Origin of the sequence: Sphingomonas faeni (assembly GCF_040407565.1) — a bacterium.
GTDB lineage: Bacteria > Pseudomonadota > Alphaproteobacteria > Sphingomonadales > Sphingomonadaceae > Sphingomonas > Sphingomonas faeni_F.
In genome coordinates this window covers 1-14,117 of record NZ_JAPZPR010000006.1, presented here as the reverse complement: position 1 = coordinate 14,117, position 14,117 = coordinate 1, and the positions used below count along the sequence as shown (strand labels likewise).

Here is a 14,117-nt window from a genome sequence, read left to right as displayed (position 1 = left end):
CCAAGTCTGAGCGAAGCCGGACGTCTTCACCCCTCCCTGGAAGGGAGGGGCGGGGGTGGGTCGGGTTCCGCGAATTCCAGTGTTGGTGGCTCAAACTGGCCAACCCACCCCCAGCCCCTCCCTTTCAGGGAGGGGGGCATTCGTCCCTCACGGATCGGGCATCCGCTGCGGCGCGGGCGGCTCCACCACCAGCGGCGGTACGCCACGCAGCACCAGCCCGATCACCAGCGCCGCCACGCCGAGCAACAGGCAGAACGCCGTCACCCCCGGCCATCCGGCATGCGTCCAGGCGAACCCGCCCGCCGATCCCAGCACGCTCGATCCCATGTAATAGAAGAACAGATAGAACGCCGCCGCCTGTCCGCGCGAACCCTGCGCACGCCGGCCGACCCAGGCGCTCGCGATCGAATGCGCGCCGAAGAAGCCGATCGTCACCACCGCGATGCCTGCGATCACCAGCACCAGCGGCGTCATCGCGGTCAGCGCGACGCCGACGATCAGCAGCACGACCGGGATCCAGAAGACCTTCCGTCGCCCGAGCTGTCCCGCCAGCGTGCCGAACTTCGCCGAACTCACCGATCCGAGCACATACAGCAGGAAGACCCCGCCGACCGCCGCCTGGCTGAGGCCGTAAGGCGGGCTCATGAGCCGGAAGCCGGCATAGTTATAGATGGTGACGAACACGCCCATCAGCAGGAACGCCTCGAGATACAGCAGCGGCATCGCGCGATCGACGAACAGCGATCCGGCACTCCGCAGCAACGCGCCCGGCCGTCCCACGCTGGGCGTAAAATTGCGCGAGAGCGGCGCGAGCCGGCGAAACGCCTCCGCCATCGCGAGGCCAGCGATCCCGACCGCGGCGAGCGCCCAGCGCCAGCCTTCGAGATCGGCGACGATGCTCACGACCAGTCGCCCCGCCATCCCGCCGAGCGCGCTGCCCGCGATATACAGCCCCATCGCCGCACCGACCGAGCCCGCATCGACCTCCTCCGCGACATAGGCCATCGCCACCGCCGGCACGCCCGCGAGCGCGACGCCGGTCAGGAAGCGCAGCACGAGCAACCCGCTCCACCCCGGCACGACCGCCGCCGCCAAGGTCAGCGCGCCGGCTGCGAACATCGCCGCGATCATCAGCGGCCGCCGGCCGACCCGGTCCGAGACGAACCCCGCGAACAGGATGCCGATCGCGAGCGGTCCGGTCGCCAGCGACACCGCCAGCGATGCGCCCTCCGCGGTCAATCCGAACTGCGCGGCGAACAGCGGCAGCAACGGCTGTACCGAATACAGGAGCGAGAAGGTCGAGAAGCCGGCGAACAGCATCGCCAGCGTCAGCCGGCGATAGGCTGGCGTGCCCAGAGCGATCGGCGCCTCAGAAGCCACTCAGAAAGCTCGCGACATTGTGGCCGAGTGCGTCGACCGCGTAGCCGCCCTCCATGACGATGACGGTTGGCCAGCTGCGTGCTGAGATGTCGCGCGCAAGGACCGCGTAGTCGGGCGTGGTCAGGCTAAAGTGCGAGATCGGATCGCCCCCCCACGTATCCGCGCCGAAGCTGACGACGAGCAGGCCGGGATCGAACGCGGCGATCGTGTCGAGCGCCGTGGTTTGCGCTGTGCGAAACGCGTCGATCGTCGTGCCATGCGGCAGCGGAAGGTTCAGTGTCGTGCCGAGTCCTTCGCCCTCTCCGGTCTCGTCGGCATGGCCCCAATAGAAGGGATAGTCGGTCTTGGGATCGGCGTGGACCGACGCGTAGAACATATCGCCTCGGGTGTAGAATATGTCCTGCGTGCCGTTGCCGTGGTGATAGTCGATGTCGAGGATCGCGACGCGGGCGATGCCGGCGTCGCGCGCAGCCTGCGCGGCGATCGCGGCGGTGTTGAGGTGGCAATAGCCCCCGCAATAATCCGCGCCGGCATGGTGGCCGGGCGGACGGCACAGCGCAAAGGCGGCGCGCTCGCCGTCGAGTACCGCCTGCGTCGCGGCAAGTGCGGATTGCGCGCTGCCATAGGAAGCGGCCCAGGTCTCGGGCGTGATCGGCGTGGTCGCGTCGAAGCTGTGCGCGCCGATCAGTGCGTCGATCCGGCTGAGGTCGAGCGGACGGCGGCCGCGGATCGGGAAGGTGTAGGGGATCGCATCGCCCTCTCGCCCCGCCTCGCGCCACAGTTGCGCGGCGTCCTTCAGGAACGCGACATAGGCGGGGGAGTGGACGGCGAGGATCGGCGCTTCGCCGCGATCCTGCGGCATTTCGACCGGACCGATCGCGCGGAGGATCGCGTCGATCCGCGCGGGCGTCTCGGCATAGGCAGTGAACGCCCCGTTATGCAGCTCGCGCGCCGGGGCGTGGGTGCGCTGGGCGTCGTCGAAGAACAGCCGCATCTCTTGTGTCCCTTGCGCATGCGTCATGATGACAGAACCGACGGATCAGCTTGAAGGTCCGCGAACCGGCAGGCACGCATGCCGCAGTTCGGCGCGTCGAGGAATGACCGGAATGGGGAGGATGGCGGACGTTGCGGCAAGAGGATCACGCTGCGTTGTCGAACTTCCTGACCTGGACGGCGCTTTCATCGAAACCGTCGAGCAAGCGCGCATTGATGCCCATCCTGCCAAAATCCTCGCGAAGCGTCTGCCAATGCGTGCCACATCCGCACACCGGACAATGGTGGATACCGATCATGCGATCGCCCCAGACATAGGCGACGGTTTCACCGGATATGCGAACATCGGCAGGCGGGTAGTAGGCGGTGCGCCAGGCGGTTCGCCGACAGAGCGAGCAGTTACAGTCCGCCACCCAAGCCGGCAGGCTCGGGAGTTGGATCCGCACGTTGCCGCAATGACAGCTTCCTTCGACGGGCATACCGACGTGTAGACGCCCAGTGCAACGTCCGCAAATGGGCGAAGGTGACGCCCTACCGCGCCAATGTCTCCGCAATCAGCTTCCGCGAGTTCTCGACCCCGTACAGCGCGATGAAGCTGCCCATCCGCGGGCCCTGTTCGGAGCCCAGCAGCGTCTCGTACAGCGCCTTGAACCAGTCGCGCAGGTTTTCGAACCCGCCGGTCTTGCCGATCTCGTAGACGATGTTCTGGATATCCTCCGCGCTCGCCCCATCCGGCAGCGCGGCGAGTTCCGCGTCCAGCCGCTCCAGCGCCACGGCCTCGACACCCTCGGGCGCGCGGCGCTTCAACGTCGGCGCGACGAAATCGCGGCTATAGGCCAGCGCATAGCCGATCAGCCGGTCAAGCTCGGGATACTTGGCCGCCGACGCGTCCGGCACGTAGTTCGCGAGATAGCCCCAAACCTGCTCCTTGCTCGCATCGCCCATCACCCCGACAAGGTTGAGCAACAGCCCGAACGTCACCGGCAGCTCGCCCGTCGGCAGCTTGCCGTCGTGGATGTGATGGACCGGATTGCCGAGCTTCTGCTTCAGGTCCTGGCCCGCATAATTGCCACGAAACTGCCAATATTCGTCCACCGCGCGGGGAATTACACCCATGTGGAGCGACTTCGCCTTCTTGGGCTCCCGGTAGGCGTAGAAGGCCAGCGACTCCTCGGGGCCATAGGTCAGCCACTGCTCGAGGCTCAGGCCATTACCCTTCGACTTCGAGATTTTCTCGCCATTCTCGTCGAGGAACATCTCGTAGTTGAAGCCCTCGGGCGGACGGCCGCCGAGCACGCGTGCGATCTTCGACGACTGTGTCACCGAATCGATCAGGTCCTTGCCCGCCATCTCGTAATCGACGCCGAGCGCGACCCAGCGCATCGCCCAGTCGACCTTCCACTGGAGCTTGGCCTTGCCGCCGAGCACCGACTGCTCGATCCGCTGACCCTCGTCCTCGAACGCGATCAAGCCTGCCTCGGCATCGATCACCTCGATCGGCACCTGCAGCACGATGCCGCTGGTCGGCGAGATCGGCAGCACCGGCGAATAGGTCGCGCGGCGCTCGGCCCGCAGCGTCGGGAGCATCACGTCCTGAATGCCCTGGAAATGGCGGAGCACGCCCGTTAGCGCCTCGTCGAAGCGCCCGGACGTGTAATAGTCTGTCGACGACGCGAACTCGTACTCGAAGCCGTAGCGGTCGAGAAATTCGCGCAGGATCGCGTTGTTGTGTGCGGCAAAGCTCGAATGCGTGCCGAACGGATCGGGGATCTGCGTCAGCGGCTTGCCGAGATGCTCGCGCAGCATGTCGCCGTTGGGGACGTTGTCCGGCACTTTCCGAAGGCCGTCCATGTCGTCCGAGAAGGCGATCAACCGCGTCGGCGCGTCGCTCAGCGCGTGGAATGCGTTGCGCACCATCGTCGTGCGCAACACTTCGTTGAACGTGCCGATATGCGGCAGGCCCGACGGTCCATAGCCCGTCTCGAACAGCACCGGATCGCCCGACTTGCCGTTCGGATACCGCTTGAGGAGTTTGCGCGCCTCCTCGTACGGCCAGGCTTTGGACTCGAGGGCGGCTGCTTCGAGAGCAGGGGGGCGGAGTTCGTCGGTCATGATACAGCGCGACTAGCGCGTGCATTCGTGTCCGTCACCCCCACCGCCGCTCGCGACTCAGCGGCAACGATCCTTCGCGGTGATCGTCCGGTCGACCGCACGGCCACCGAGCGCACCCGCTGCGCCGCCGGCGAGCGTGCCGAGCAAGCCGCCGCCGACCGCATTGCCGAGCACCGCACCGCCGACGCCGCCCGCGACCAGGCCGGTCGTGCCGCTCGAATGGCGGCAGCGCCGTGCGTGATAGCGACGGTTGTGGCCGCGATATTCATGCCGCGAGCGCGCTTCGGCCTTGCCGGTAGGGATCACGGCAGCCGCCGGAATTGCGAGCGAGAGCGCGCTCAGCGCCATGAGAAACTTACGCATAATGATTGTCCCTGTTGATGTAGATAAGGCCCGGTATCGATAAGTGCGCAACGCGCGTGAGCCGTACCGGTTGCGTAACGGCCGATATGGGGAACGATCAAATCCTCCCCTGCCAAGGGGAGGTGGCGCCGTGGGCGTCGGAGGGGGAGGACGCGGAACCACGGTGATCGCTTACCGCCCCCTCCGTCAGGCTGCGCCTGCCACCTCCCCCTGGCGGGGGAGGATTGCCTAGCCATTCATATCTGAAGCACTCTTTGGCTGCACAAAAAGTTGCCCTTTCGTTCTCCATCCCGCAAGGTCTCGCGGTGCTTCGCTATCCTGCCCTCCACGCCAGCCACGCCGGCATCTGGATTGCGAATGCAGATGGCGCGCGTCCCATCGGGCGAGGCGAGGCGATCAGGATCGCCGCCGATACGCCGGTCATCATGCTCAACGCGCCGCTGGTCGGGCAGCGACTCGGGTATCCCGATCTGTCGGGGCTCGACCTGCTCGAACTCTACGCTTTCTTACGCCCCGCGCAGTTCGCGGTGCCCACGCCGAAGGGGATCGCGCGGGTCACCGGCCTCGACGTGCCGAGCGAGGATGCGGAGGTTGCGCCGTTCCTCCTCCGCGCGGCCGAGGCGATGCTGGCGCTCACCGACACAGACTGGCCCGAACGTGAGGGGGCGTGGACGGCGGCGCAGTCGCTGTTTCGGTTGCGTTGGCCCTGGGCGCCGGTCGTTGCCGAGCGGTTGAAGAAACCCGCGGTCAACGAGCGCTGGCTGTTCTCGTCGCTCCCCGAATGGGAGGAGCACCCTCCGCGACCCGCGCCGCGTACCGTGACGATCGAGCCCGGCGATGCCGAGGCGCGGCTGGTCGACCTTACCGGCCACGGCGCCGAGGAACGCCCCGGCCAGCGCGCCTATGCCGGCGCCGCCACCGCCGCCTTCGCGCCGCGAGCAATGCGCGATACGCCGAACCTCGTCCTCGCCGAAGCGGGCACCGGGATCGGCAAGACGCTTGGCTACCTCGCCCCAGCCTCGCTGTGGGCGGAGAAGGCCGGCGGCGCGGTGTGGATCTCGACCTACACCAAGACGCTGCAACGGCAGTTGGGGCAGGAAACCGCGCGCTTGTATCCCGACGCGGCGATCCGGAAAGCCAAGGTCGTGACACGGAAGGGGCGCGAGAACTACCTCTGCCTGCTGAACCTGGAGGACGCGCTGCAAGGCGGGTTCGCAGGCCGTGCGGCGATCCTGGCGCACCTCGTCGCACGCTGGGCGGCGTATAGCGCGGATGGCGACATGGTCGGTGGCGATTTGCCGGGCTGGCTGCCGACCTTGTTCCGCCGCAACGGCTCGACCGCGCTGACCGACCGGCGCGGCGAGTGCGTGTATGCCGGCTGCCCGCACTACCGGAAATGTTTCATCGAGCGCGCCGCCCGCGCCTCGTCCGATGCCGACATCGTCATCGCCAACCACGCGCTGGTGATGGTCAACGCCGCACGGGGCCGCGAACTCGCGACGCGGCCGACGCGGTACGTGTTCGACGAGGGCCATCACATCTTCGACGCGGCCGATTCGATGTTCGCGACCGCGCTGACCGGTGCGGAGACGATCGAACTCCGCCGCTGGATCCTCGGCCCCGAATCGAGCGGTCGCGGGCGTAGGCGAGGACTTGCTGCCCGCCTGTCCGATCTCGCCAGTTATGACGAGCAGGGCGCGCGGGCGATCAGCGATGCGGTCACCGCAGCGGGAGCACTGGCGTCCGATGGCTGGCTGCAACGTCTGGGCGAAGGTGCGCCGTTCGGGCCGATCGAGACGCTGCTCGCTGCCGTTCGTGGGCTCACCTACGCGCGGGCCGAACAACCGGGCGACGCGGGCTATGGCCTGGAAACCGAACTCGCCGAACCCGACGCCACGCTGATCGAGGCCGCGGCGCCTGCTGCCGCCGCGCTCGACGGGCTCGTTCGTCCGCTCGTGACGCTCGGTCGCCGTCTCGAAGCCGTGCTCGCCGAAGCGCCGGACTGGATGGACGCGCCTGCCCGAGCGCGAGTCGAAGGCGCGATCGCCTCGATCGGCTGGCGGGCGGAGACGGTGGCGTCGTGGCTGTCGCTGCTCGCGCGCGTCGGTGGACCGGTCGATGGCGATTTCGTCGACTGGCTCGCGGTCGACCGTATCGAAGGGCGCGAGTTCGATATCGGGCTGCATCGCCACTGGCTCGACCCGACGCGGCCGTTCGCCGAGATCGTCCTGAAGCCCGCCCATGGCGCGCTCGTCACCTCGGCGACGCTTACCGGCGGCGGCGATTGGGAGGTGGCCGAAGCCCGCACCGGCGCGCCGCATCTCCTCCGCCCCGCCGCCCGGTTCGAGGCGAAGAGCCCGTTCGACTATACGCGCCAAGCCGAAGTGCTGATCGTCACCGACGTGAAGCGCGGTGACATCGGCGCGCTCGCCAACGCCTATGCGCAGCTGATCGTCGCCAGCCGCGGCGGCACGCTCGGGCTGTTCACGGCGATCCGGCGGTTGCGCGGCGTGCATGGCCGCATCGCCGACCGACTCGCGCGCGAAGGCCTGCCGCTCCACGCGCAGCACGTCGATCCGATCGATACGGGAACGCTGGTCGACATTTTCCGCGACGATCCGGGGGCGTCGTTGCTCGGCACCGATGCGCTGCGCGACGGTGTCGACGTCCCCGGCGAATCGCTGCGGCTGGTGGTGATGGAGGGTGTGCCGTGGGCGAAACCTTCCGTTCTGCATGCCGCACGCAGGCTCGCGGGCGGCGGTTCGGCGTATGACGACCGGCTCGTCCGCGCGCGGCTTGCGCAGGCGTTCGGCCGGCTGATCCGCCGCGCGGATGACTCCGGCGTGTTCGTGATGCTGTCTGCCGCGATGCCGTCGCGACTGCTCAGCGCGTTCCCGCCGGGGGTACCGATCGCCCGCGTAACGCTCGAAGAAGCGGTGGCCCGAGTCGCAAGCCGGCTTTCCTCGCGCGCGACGGTAGGGCATGAACGCCGCGAACCCGCTTGAGGATTGCCATGAAGACGTTGACGCTGTTGCGCCACGCCAAGTCCGGCTGGGACGATCCGGTCGCGCGCGATTTCGACCGCCCGCTCAATGCGAAGGGCAAGCGTGCCGCGGCGATGGTCGGGCGGCACATGCGGTCGCTGGGGTTGGTGTTCGATCACGCGATCGCGTCGCCGGCGGTGCGCGTGTCGGAGACCTTGGAGCAGATCGAATCGGGCTATGGCCGGACGATCGCGCCGGACCTGGATCGGCGCGTGTATCTGGCGTCGGCGGCGACGTTGCTGGATGTGGTGCACGGGTTTCCGGCCGAGGCGGAGAGCGCGTTGCTGGTCGGGCATAATCCGGGGTTGGAGGATCTCGTGCTGATGCTGGTCGCGGATGGGGCCGATCCGTTGCGCGATGCGGTGGAGGATAAGTATCCGACGGCCAGTATTGCCGAGCTTCAGTTCGAGGGGGACTGGGCGAGCATCGCAACCGGCACCGCCCGCCTGACCCGCTTCATCCGCCCACGCGATCTCGATCCTACTTTAGGCCCCGACGCGGACTGAACCATGTTTCCCCGCGAAGGCGGGGACCCAGTCTGGGCTCCCGCCTTCGCGGGAGAACAAGGGGGCGGTAGATTTCCCCAAACACACACCACCCCGGCGAAGGCCGGGGCCCAGTTGGGGGACGTCGCTAACGAAGGGCAACGCTTCGTTACGACCACCTTTCCAACTGGGCCCCGGCCTTCGCCGGGGTGGAGCGAGTGTGTGGATACGCTAACTTTTACCGCATACTACGGCAGACCCGCTTAGCTCTTCCCCGCCATCCTAGCCTTCAGATCCGAGAACGCATTCGCCGGTCGGAACTCGTCCTCGCTGATCACCCCCGCCGCCGCCAGCGCCGCAGCCGCATTCGGCCCGCGCGGGAACGGGTCGATCGCCAGCGCCAGCGTGTCCGCGGCCGCTTCGCCGAGGTCGATCGTGCCACCCTCGATCGCGACCGTATCGAGCGCGTCGTCGGACAGTTCGACCTCGTCGCCCTCCGCAATCAACTGCTCGACGAACAACAGCGCGACCGGCTCGTCGATCTTCGTGTCGAGCGGTTCGTCGGTGACCGAGCACGCCTGCACCGCAGCCCCGGTCACGCGGCCCTTCACGACGATGCCGCTGTCGGTGCGCTTGATCCCGAGTCGCGCGTCGAGTCGCGAAATCGAGAGCAGCGCGAACCGCTTCGCCAGCGCCGCGCGCTCGTCCTCGGTCGCGGCGATCTCGACGATCCGCTCGCGCTCGCCGATCGTGTCGAGGCGTTCGGGGCGGCTGAACTCGGGCTTCACGGCAGTTCTCCAGATAACAGATTCGGGAGTGGCGTCGCAGCCAGACCCGCATGAAACGCCATCACCGACTCGCGGACATGCGCCAGTGCGGTATCGTCCCGCGCGGCGCCCCGGTACAGGTTGCGCACCAGGGCCGGCGCGATATCGCCCGCCGCCAGCCCGTCGCGGTACGCGCCGAGCCGCCCGCCGAGCATGCTCATCATCTTGCCGATATGCTTGCCGACGATGATGTCGCCGATCCCGATCTCGCGCAGCTGCCCGTCCATGTCGTCGACGAAGCGTTCGGCCAGACGCGCCGCGGGTTCACCGCCCAAGCGCTCGGTCTCGAGCCGCAGCATCACGATCGCCAGCAAGGTCGCGATCATGTCGAAGCGGCCGTCGACCGTGTCCGGCACCGCGCCTTCCCGATACCAATGTTCCGCGCGCGCGCGACCGACGACGGCGTTGTACAGCGGCAGCGCCTCGTCGGGCTTCTCGCCGAGCAGTTTTCCCAACCAGCTCAAATTCTATCGTCCTCGCCACGAAGCCGCGCTTCGGCTTGTTTGCCCGCGCATCCTCGCATATCGAGGCGATCGGCGGCCGATGCAATCGCGTGGGACCCGTCACGTGTTTTCGCGTGCCCCGGTTGGGAGTTTATATGAGCGTGTTTTCCGCCCGTACGGGTCTCGCCGCCGCACTTGCGGTCGCCGCATTGGCCAGTGGGGGCTGCACCCAGTTGCGCTCGCACCAGGGCTATGTCGTCGATACCGACCTCGTCAACTCGGTCCAGCCGGGCGTCGACAATCGCCAGTCGGTGCTCGCCACGCTCGGGAAACCGACGATCGCCGGGCAGTTCGACCAGGGCGACTGGTATTATCTCGCGCGCGACAGCCGCAACCTCGCCTTCCGCAATCCGCGCCCGAACGCGCAGATCACGTTGCAGATCAGCTTCGACCAGAAGGGCACCGTCACCGCGATCCGTCGCGGCGGGCTCGATCAGGTCGCCTCGATCAAGCCGTACGGCAAGAAGACGCCGACGCTTGGTCGCGAGCGCGGCTTCTTCCAGGATCTGTTCGGCAACATCGGCACGGTCGGCGCAGCGGGTTCCGGCGGTGGCGGCAGCGGCAGCAACACCGGCGGCGGCGGTCGCGACCGCCCATAACGTCTTGGCCGCAACGTCTTGGCGGTAATGTCCTGGCGGTAATGTCTGGCCGTCATTTCACGCCATTGGCGAGGCGTCGCGGGCAGGCTTAGGCCGCACCACGTGCCATGCAGCGGTGCGGCCGGGCCGGGCATTGTCGGCGCCGATCCCGAAAGGGGGGAAGGGATCGCTGTCGTAACGCGCTCCAGGCCGGTTGGTTCGGTTCGTCGCAGCGATTTCGCGAATTCTGCAAACATCCGATCTCGACGAGACTGGAGCCAAAACGGCGCAAACGTGCGGTACCCTCGGCAGGGGGGTGTGGCTTGGGCGAGTCGCTGTGGATCATCGACGCATCTGCGCGAGAACTGCTGCTGTTCGCCGGCGCAGGCTTGTTGCTTGGCGGTCTCGACGATCTGCTCGTCGATCTGGTCTTCATCGTCCACCGATTGCGCCGCGGCCACGAACCGCGGCTGAGCGTCGCCACGTTGCCGCCGCCGCGCGGTTCGGGCCGGATCGCGGTATTCGTCGCCGCGTGGGACGAGGTCGCGGTGATCGGCCGCATGCTGTCCACCTCGCTCGATCGCTACGAGCATGACGACTACCGGATCTATGTCGGTGCCTATCCCAACGACCGCGGCACGATCGACGCCGTCGCGGCGGTCGCCGAGCGCGATACCCGCATCCGGCTGGTGATCGGCCCGCGCGATGGCCCGACCACGAAAGCCGATTGTCTCAACGGCCTGTGGCACGCGCTGCGCCGCGACGACGCGCGGGAGGCGCTGCAGACAAAGGCGATCGTGCTCCACGATGCCGAGGACGTCGTCCATGCGCAGGAGTTGCGCGTGTTCGACAGCCTGATCGATCGCTACGACGTCGTCCAGCTACCGGTGTTGCCGCTGGTCGATCGCGGTGCGCGGCTGGTGTCGGGGCATTATGCGGACGAGTTCGCCGAAGCGGCTTGAGCGTTATCGCAACTCGTTTCGAACGACCGCTTCCGCCCATACCCAGACACCCAGCTTTGAGATCCCAGCTCCCGATAACGGCCATCCGTTCAGCGCATCTTTCCCAGTGGAAATTTGCCCAATCTGCTCGACCTGCTGCTGTACCGTGAGAGAGTCGTGAAACTTAACTTCAATCAAGCCTTGTCCGGCAACCTATGGTATGACTTATAAATTGCTAACCGATCACGGCTCTTGGCAACTGAGAGTCTCAATGCTCCCGCCGATATTACGGGAACCTCGTGTTGATCTCGGAAATTGACCCTCGTGGTCTGATTGCCAAAAGTCTTTCGGAGCATTCGCAGTTAGACGTCTTTGACACCGAAGCTTTGGGCCGCTTGAAAGCTCGAACAAAAACCTTTGAGTCGGGAAGCTACGTATTCAGGGAAGGCTTGTCATTTTCAGACTATGTGTTCGTAATATCGGGATATTTATTCCGTCAAAAGCAGACTTCGGATGGCTATCGACAAATTGTATCATTCACAATTCCCGGAGACATAGTTAATCCAGAAAATAGATTTGTGAATAATCTGGACTATAACGTGGTTTGTGCAGAAAAATCTAGCATCGCGTATGTGCAAAAATCCGAGTTTGAATTGCTAATAGATTCCCACCCCTCCATTCGGTTGGCGGTGGATTTAAGAACAACCGCGGAGTCGCGACAATTACGGGAGTGGCTATTAAACATTGGCGGGCGCTCTGCAAAGACTCGTGTAGCTCATTTCTTAAACGAATTTGCCGCCAGGACGAAGTTGCGTGGCTTAAGTGATGGGTTGCACTTTTCCCTACCAATGTCGCAGGAGCAAATTGGGGATAGCGTCGGAATCACACCTGTTCACGTTAATAGGGCTATCAGGTCGTTTGTTGAAAGTGGCTTGATCAGTCACACAAACAGAAAATACGAAATAGTTGACATCAACGGCTTTAGGCAAGTTGGTCAATTCTCGGAAAAATTTCTCTTGGTCAGTAATTTTCCTCAATAATTATCACATCGTGTACACCATGATGGCCACCGTTCTGCGGTATGTGGTTCAATTTCGGCAATCGCAACCCAACTTGCCATAAGAGGGACCGGTCGCTTTCCTTCCGTTTCCATCCATGCCACTTACGCTCCGACAAGGACGCTAAGGTGGGTCATTTTTGCTGTCGAAGCCACCTGTACATTCAGATGGGGCTGCATTTTTTTGACGTAGCCGAATGCCATCGAAGAAAACGCAAGCGACGCGTCGATTGCGTTTGGCCGGCCCCTGGGCCCGTCGGAGAGGGCTCCATAGTCAGCAAACTTGATCCTGATTAATCCTATATTGGTAGTATCATTTCGCCTCCTTGATCTAAGTTATACCCGCAAGGCCTCACGGTACACGTCGGAATACTGGACAGGATGCCGAGGATGACGCTCGACCAACATGAAAAATTGAAAGCGCTTCTGCTGGAAGCGCTGGCCATAGCCGATAAAATGGAGGGGCGCGGTGTTCTCGCCCTCTACATTGTTCATGCACTAGATACCCTAATGCCCGACGTTCGGCGTTAAGCGGTTCGATGTCGGCTATTGCCGCCTGCCTCACAATTAGAGGACGGACCGCTTTCCTTGCCGTTCCCGACGTACTCATCTTCCAGTCACAAATCGCCGTCCAGGGGAACCGAAGACGCTCGGTATTCGCTACCCTCCTATCGTTGGTTCTCGGCGACTGAGAGACATCGTGCTCCCGCGTTATTTCGGGAGCTCGAATGTCGGTTTTTTATTTCGAGATAGCCGATGTCAAACCTAACATTCCATGCGTAGGCGAGGATCTGCCGTCCCTCGCTGCTGCTCGCTGCTTTGCGCTAAAATATGCGGCGTTGTTACTATGCGATCAGGAAGAGGTATTCTGGGAAGGTGAGGAGTGGGTAATGACGGTTACCGACGCAAACCGTCTAACCATGTTTACGATTATGATCTGCGCGACGGCAGCACCTGCCACTTTGAACCTCAAAAAATTGATATGAGAAGTGTGCAACCATAGGCGTTATCTCGGCCGGTCTCTTAAAAGCCGCCGGTCCGCTTTCCTTCCCAAAGCGGACATACGGCCAACGCGGAGTTGAGGTGAGATCGGCCATACGAGAGCGGTTTCGCATTCGCTGAAGCGGCTTGAGCGTTATCGCAACTCGTTTCGAACGACCGCTTCCGCCCAAAAGCCGACGTGCGCGGGCCTTGGTTCAGTTCACGATTGCGGACGTTGGCCGGACGGTGCAGCCTTGCGGTATGCAGCATGGTTCAATCGTCGCATTCTTATCGGGCACACTCTCTCCGGAAAGCCTCGCCGCAGAGATCGGGCCGGAGGTCGTGCGCTTTAGAGCAGCCTTATTGGCAACTGCGGAGGGTCGTATTCAGGTCACTGATGGACCGCTCTTTGTGGTCACAAAGGAAGGCGCGCGGCGCTTGCTTGAGGCGGTAGCCGACGAGCGACTGCCCTTTGATGCAGCGAATTACCTCGCGGACTGCATCGTCATGAACGACGACTTCGATTATGCAGATGAAGCTGTAAGAGACGCGGTCTTCTTTATTGAGGACGATTCTGGGCGGTTTGCCACGGACGAAGATGATTGGCGACCCACACGGGCGGAGACGTTGGCCGCGTTGGCGCTCCTCGATTGAACGGCAGCTTTTTCTGGTCCGCCGCCGAAACCCGCTGTTCCGCTTTCCTTCCCATTCCGGCCATTCCGCTATCGCCCATTAGCGGACGCTCCCGGTGCCATCTCCGGGCGACGGTCGTACGTCGCAAAACTGCATAATCCAGTTATCAAAGCTGGGTGCGACGTGATCGACGGTGCGGATATCATGATCGAAGAACCAG

General features: G+C 64.4%; 15 protein-coding genes. 8 read left to right on the top strand and 7 right to left on the bottom strand.

The window, feature by feature from the left end; translation table 11 throughout:
• Nucleotides 1-147: 147 nt before the first annotated feature.
• The 5 genes from O6Y00_RS13130 to O6Y00_RS13110 form a co-directional block, all read right to left on the bottom strand.
• Nucleotides 148-1,380, bottom strand: a complete 1,233-nt coding sequence (locus tag O6Y00_RS13130; protein ID WP_353443051.1) for an MFS transporter — start codon at nt 1,378-1,380, stop codon at nt 148-150.
• Complete coding sequence (locus tag O6Y00_RS13125) at nt 1,370-2,374, bottom strand: histone deacetylase family protein (protein WP_353443335.1); 1,005 nt, start codon at nt 2,372-2,374, stop codon at nt 1,370-1,372. Before O6Y00_RS13125 ends, O6Y00_RS13130 begins: the two co-directional genes overlap by 11 nt.
• Before the next feature lie 145 nt (nt 2,375-2,519).
• The gene (locus tag O6Y00_RS13120; protein ID WP_353443050.1) at nt 2,520-2,852 is read right to left on the bottom strand and encodes a GFA family protein; all 333 of its coding nucleotides are present in this window, start codon (nt 2,850-2,852) and stop codon (nt 2,520-2,522) included.
• Nucleotides 2,853-2,904: 52 nt separating this feature from the next.
• The gene (locus O6Y00_RS13115) at nt 2,905-4,485 is read right to left on the bottom strand and encodes a lysine--tRNA ligase (RefSeq protein WP_353443049.1); all 1,581 of its coding nucleotides are present in this window, start codon (nt 4,483-4,485) and stop codon (nt 2,905-2,907) included.
• A 57-nt stretch (nt 4,486-4,542) separates the two neighbouring features.
• On the bottom strand, nt 4,543-4,848 hold the full coding sequence (locus O6Y00_RS13110; RefSeq protein WP_353443048.1) for a hypothetical protein: 306 nt from the start codon (nt 4,846-4,848) through the stop codon (nt 4,543-4,545).
• Nucleotides 4,849-5,153: 305 nt separating this feature from the next.
• Between O6Y00_RS13110 and O6Y00_RS13105 the strand changes: the two genes are divergently transcribed.
• A complete protein-coding gene (locus tag O6Y00_RS13105) occupies nt 5,154-7,853 on the top strand; it encodes an ATP-dependent DNA helicase (RefSeq protein ID WP_353443047.1) in 2,700 nt (899 codons plus the stop codon).
• 8 nt (nt 7,854-7,861) lie between these two features.
• Nucleotides 7,862-8,398 carry a SixA phosphatase family protein gene (locus O6Y00_RS13100; protein ID WP_353443046.1) on the top strand — a complete coding sequence of 179 codons (537 nt, stop codon included), beginning with the start codon at nt 7,862-7,864 and terminating at the stop codon, nt 8,396-8,398.
• 242 nt (nt 8,399-8,640) lie between these two features.
• Here O6Y00_RS13100 and O6Y00_RS13095 read toward each other — a convergent pair whose 3' ends face one another.
• Nucleotides 8,641-9,165, bottom strand: coding sequence for a YceD family protein (locus O6Y00_RS13095; protein WP_353443045.1), 525 nt, complete (start codon nt 9,163-9,165; stop codon nt 8,641-8,643).
• A complete protein-coding gene (locus tag O6Y00_RS13090; RefSeq protein ID WP_353443044.1) occupies nt 9,162-9,668 on the bottom strand; it encodes a ubiquinol-cytochrome C chaperone family protein in 507 nt (168 codons plus the stop codon). The genes O6Y00_RS13095 and O6Y00_RS13090 overlap by 4 nt, the downstream gene beginning before the upstream one ends.
• Nucleotides 9,669-9,802: 134 nt before the next feature.
• Here O6Y00_RS13090 and O6Y00_RS13085 point away from each other — a divergent pair, with 134 nt between their 5' ends.
• From O6Y00_RS13085 to O6Y00_RS13060, 6 genes are all read left to right on the top strand, one after another.
• Entirely contained in the window at nt 9,803-10,306 is a 504-nt protein-coding gene (locus O6Y00_RS13085; protein WP_353443043.1) for an outer membrane protein assembly factor BamE, read from the top strand.
• A gap of 302 nt (nt 10,307-10,608) precedes the next feature.
• Nucleotides 10,609-11,247 (top strand): glycosyltransferase, encoded by a 639-nt coding sequence (locus O6Y00_RS13080; protein ID WP_353443042.1) that lies wholly within the window; start codon nt 10,609-10,611, stop codon nt 11,245-11,247.
• 281 nt (nt 11,248-11,528) lie between these two features.
• Nucleotides 11,529-12,266: a Crp/Fnr family transcriptional regulator gene (locus tag O6Y00_RS13075; protein ID WP_353443041.1), complete on the top strand. Its 738-nt coding sequence runs from the start codon at nt 11,529-11,531 to the stop codon at nt 12,264-12,266.
• A gap of 407 nt (nt 12,267-12,673) precedes the next feature.
• Complete coding sequence (locus O6Y00_RS13070; RefSeq protein ID WP_353443040.1) at nt 12,674-12,814, top strand: hypothetical protein; 141 nt, start codon at nt 12,674-12,676, stop codon at nt 12,812-12,814.
• A 197-nt stretch (nt 12,815-13,011) separates the two neighbouring features.
• Entirely contained in the window at nt 13,012-13,269 is a 258-nt protein-coding gene (locus O6Y00_RS13065; protein ID WP_353443039.1) for a DUF6894 family protein, read from the top strand.
• A gap of 256 nt (nt 13,270-13,525) precedes the next feature.
• Nucleotides 13,526-13,918 (top strand): hypothetical protein, encoded by a 393-nt coding sequence (locus O6Y00_RS13060; protein ID WP_353443038.1) that lies wholly within the window; start codon nt 13,526-13,528, stop codon nt 13,916-13,918.
• Nucleotides 13,919-14,117 lie beyond the last annotated feature (199 nt).

What these genes read in the sequence shown, in the direction of transcription:
- O6Y00_RS13065 (WP_353443039.1), top strand. Translation starts at nt 13,012, where the DNA reads ATGTCGGTTTTTTATTTCGAGATAGCCGATGTCAAACCTAACATTCCA.
- O6Y00_RS13100 (WP_353443046.1), top strand. Translation starts at nt 7,862, where the DNA reads ATGAAGACGTTGACGCTGTTGCGCCACGCCAAGTCCGGCTGGGACGAT.
- O6Y00_RS13085 (WP_353443043.1), top strand. Translation starts at nt 9,803, where the DNA reads ATGAGCGTGTTTTCCGCCCGTACGGGTCTCGCCGCCGCACTTGCGGTC.
- O6Y00_RS13120 (WP_353443050.1), bottom strand. Translation starts at nt 2,852, where the DNA reads ATGCCCGTCGAAGGAAGCTGTCATTGCGGCAACGTGCGGATCCAACTC.
- O6Y00_RS13110 (WP_353443048.1), bottom strand. Translation starts at nt 4,848, where the DNA reads ATGCGTAAGTTTCTCATGGCGCTGAGCGCGCTCTCGCTCGCAATTCCG.
- O6Y00_RS13115 (WP_353443049.1), bottom strand. Translation starts at nt 4,485, where the DNA reads ATGACCGACGAACTCCGCCCCCCTGCTCTCGAAGCAGCCGCCCTCGAG.
- O6Y00_RS13070 (WP_353443040.1), top strand. Translation starts at nt 12,674, where the DNA reads ATGACGCTCGACCAACATGAAAAATTGAAAGCGCTTCTGCTGGAAGCG.
- O6Y00_RS13060 (WP_353443038.1), top strand. Translation starts at nt 13,526, where the DNA reads ATGCAGCATGGTTCAATCGTCGCATTCTTATCGGGCACACTCTCTCCG.
- O6Y00_RS13125 (WP_353443335.1), bottom strand. Translation starts at nt 2,374, where the DNA reads ATGCGGCTGTTCTTCGACGACGCCCAGCGCACCCACGCCCCGGCGCGC.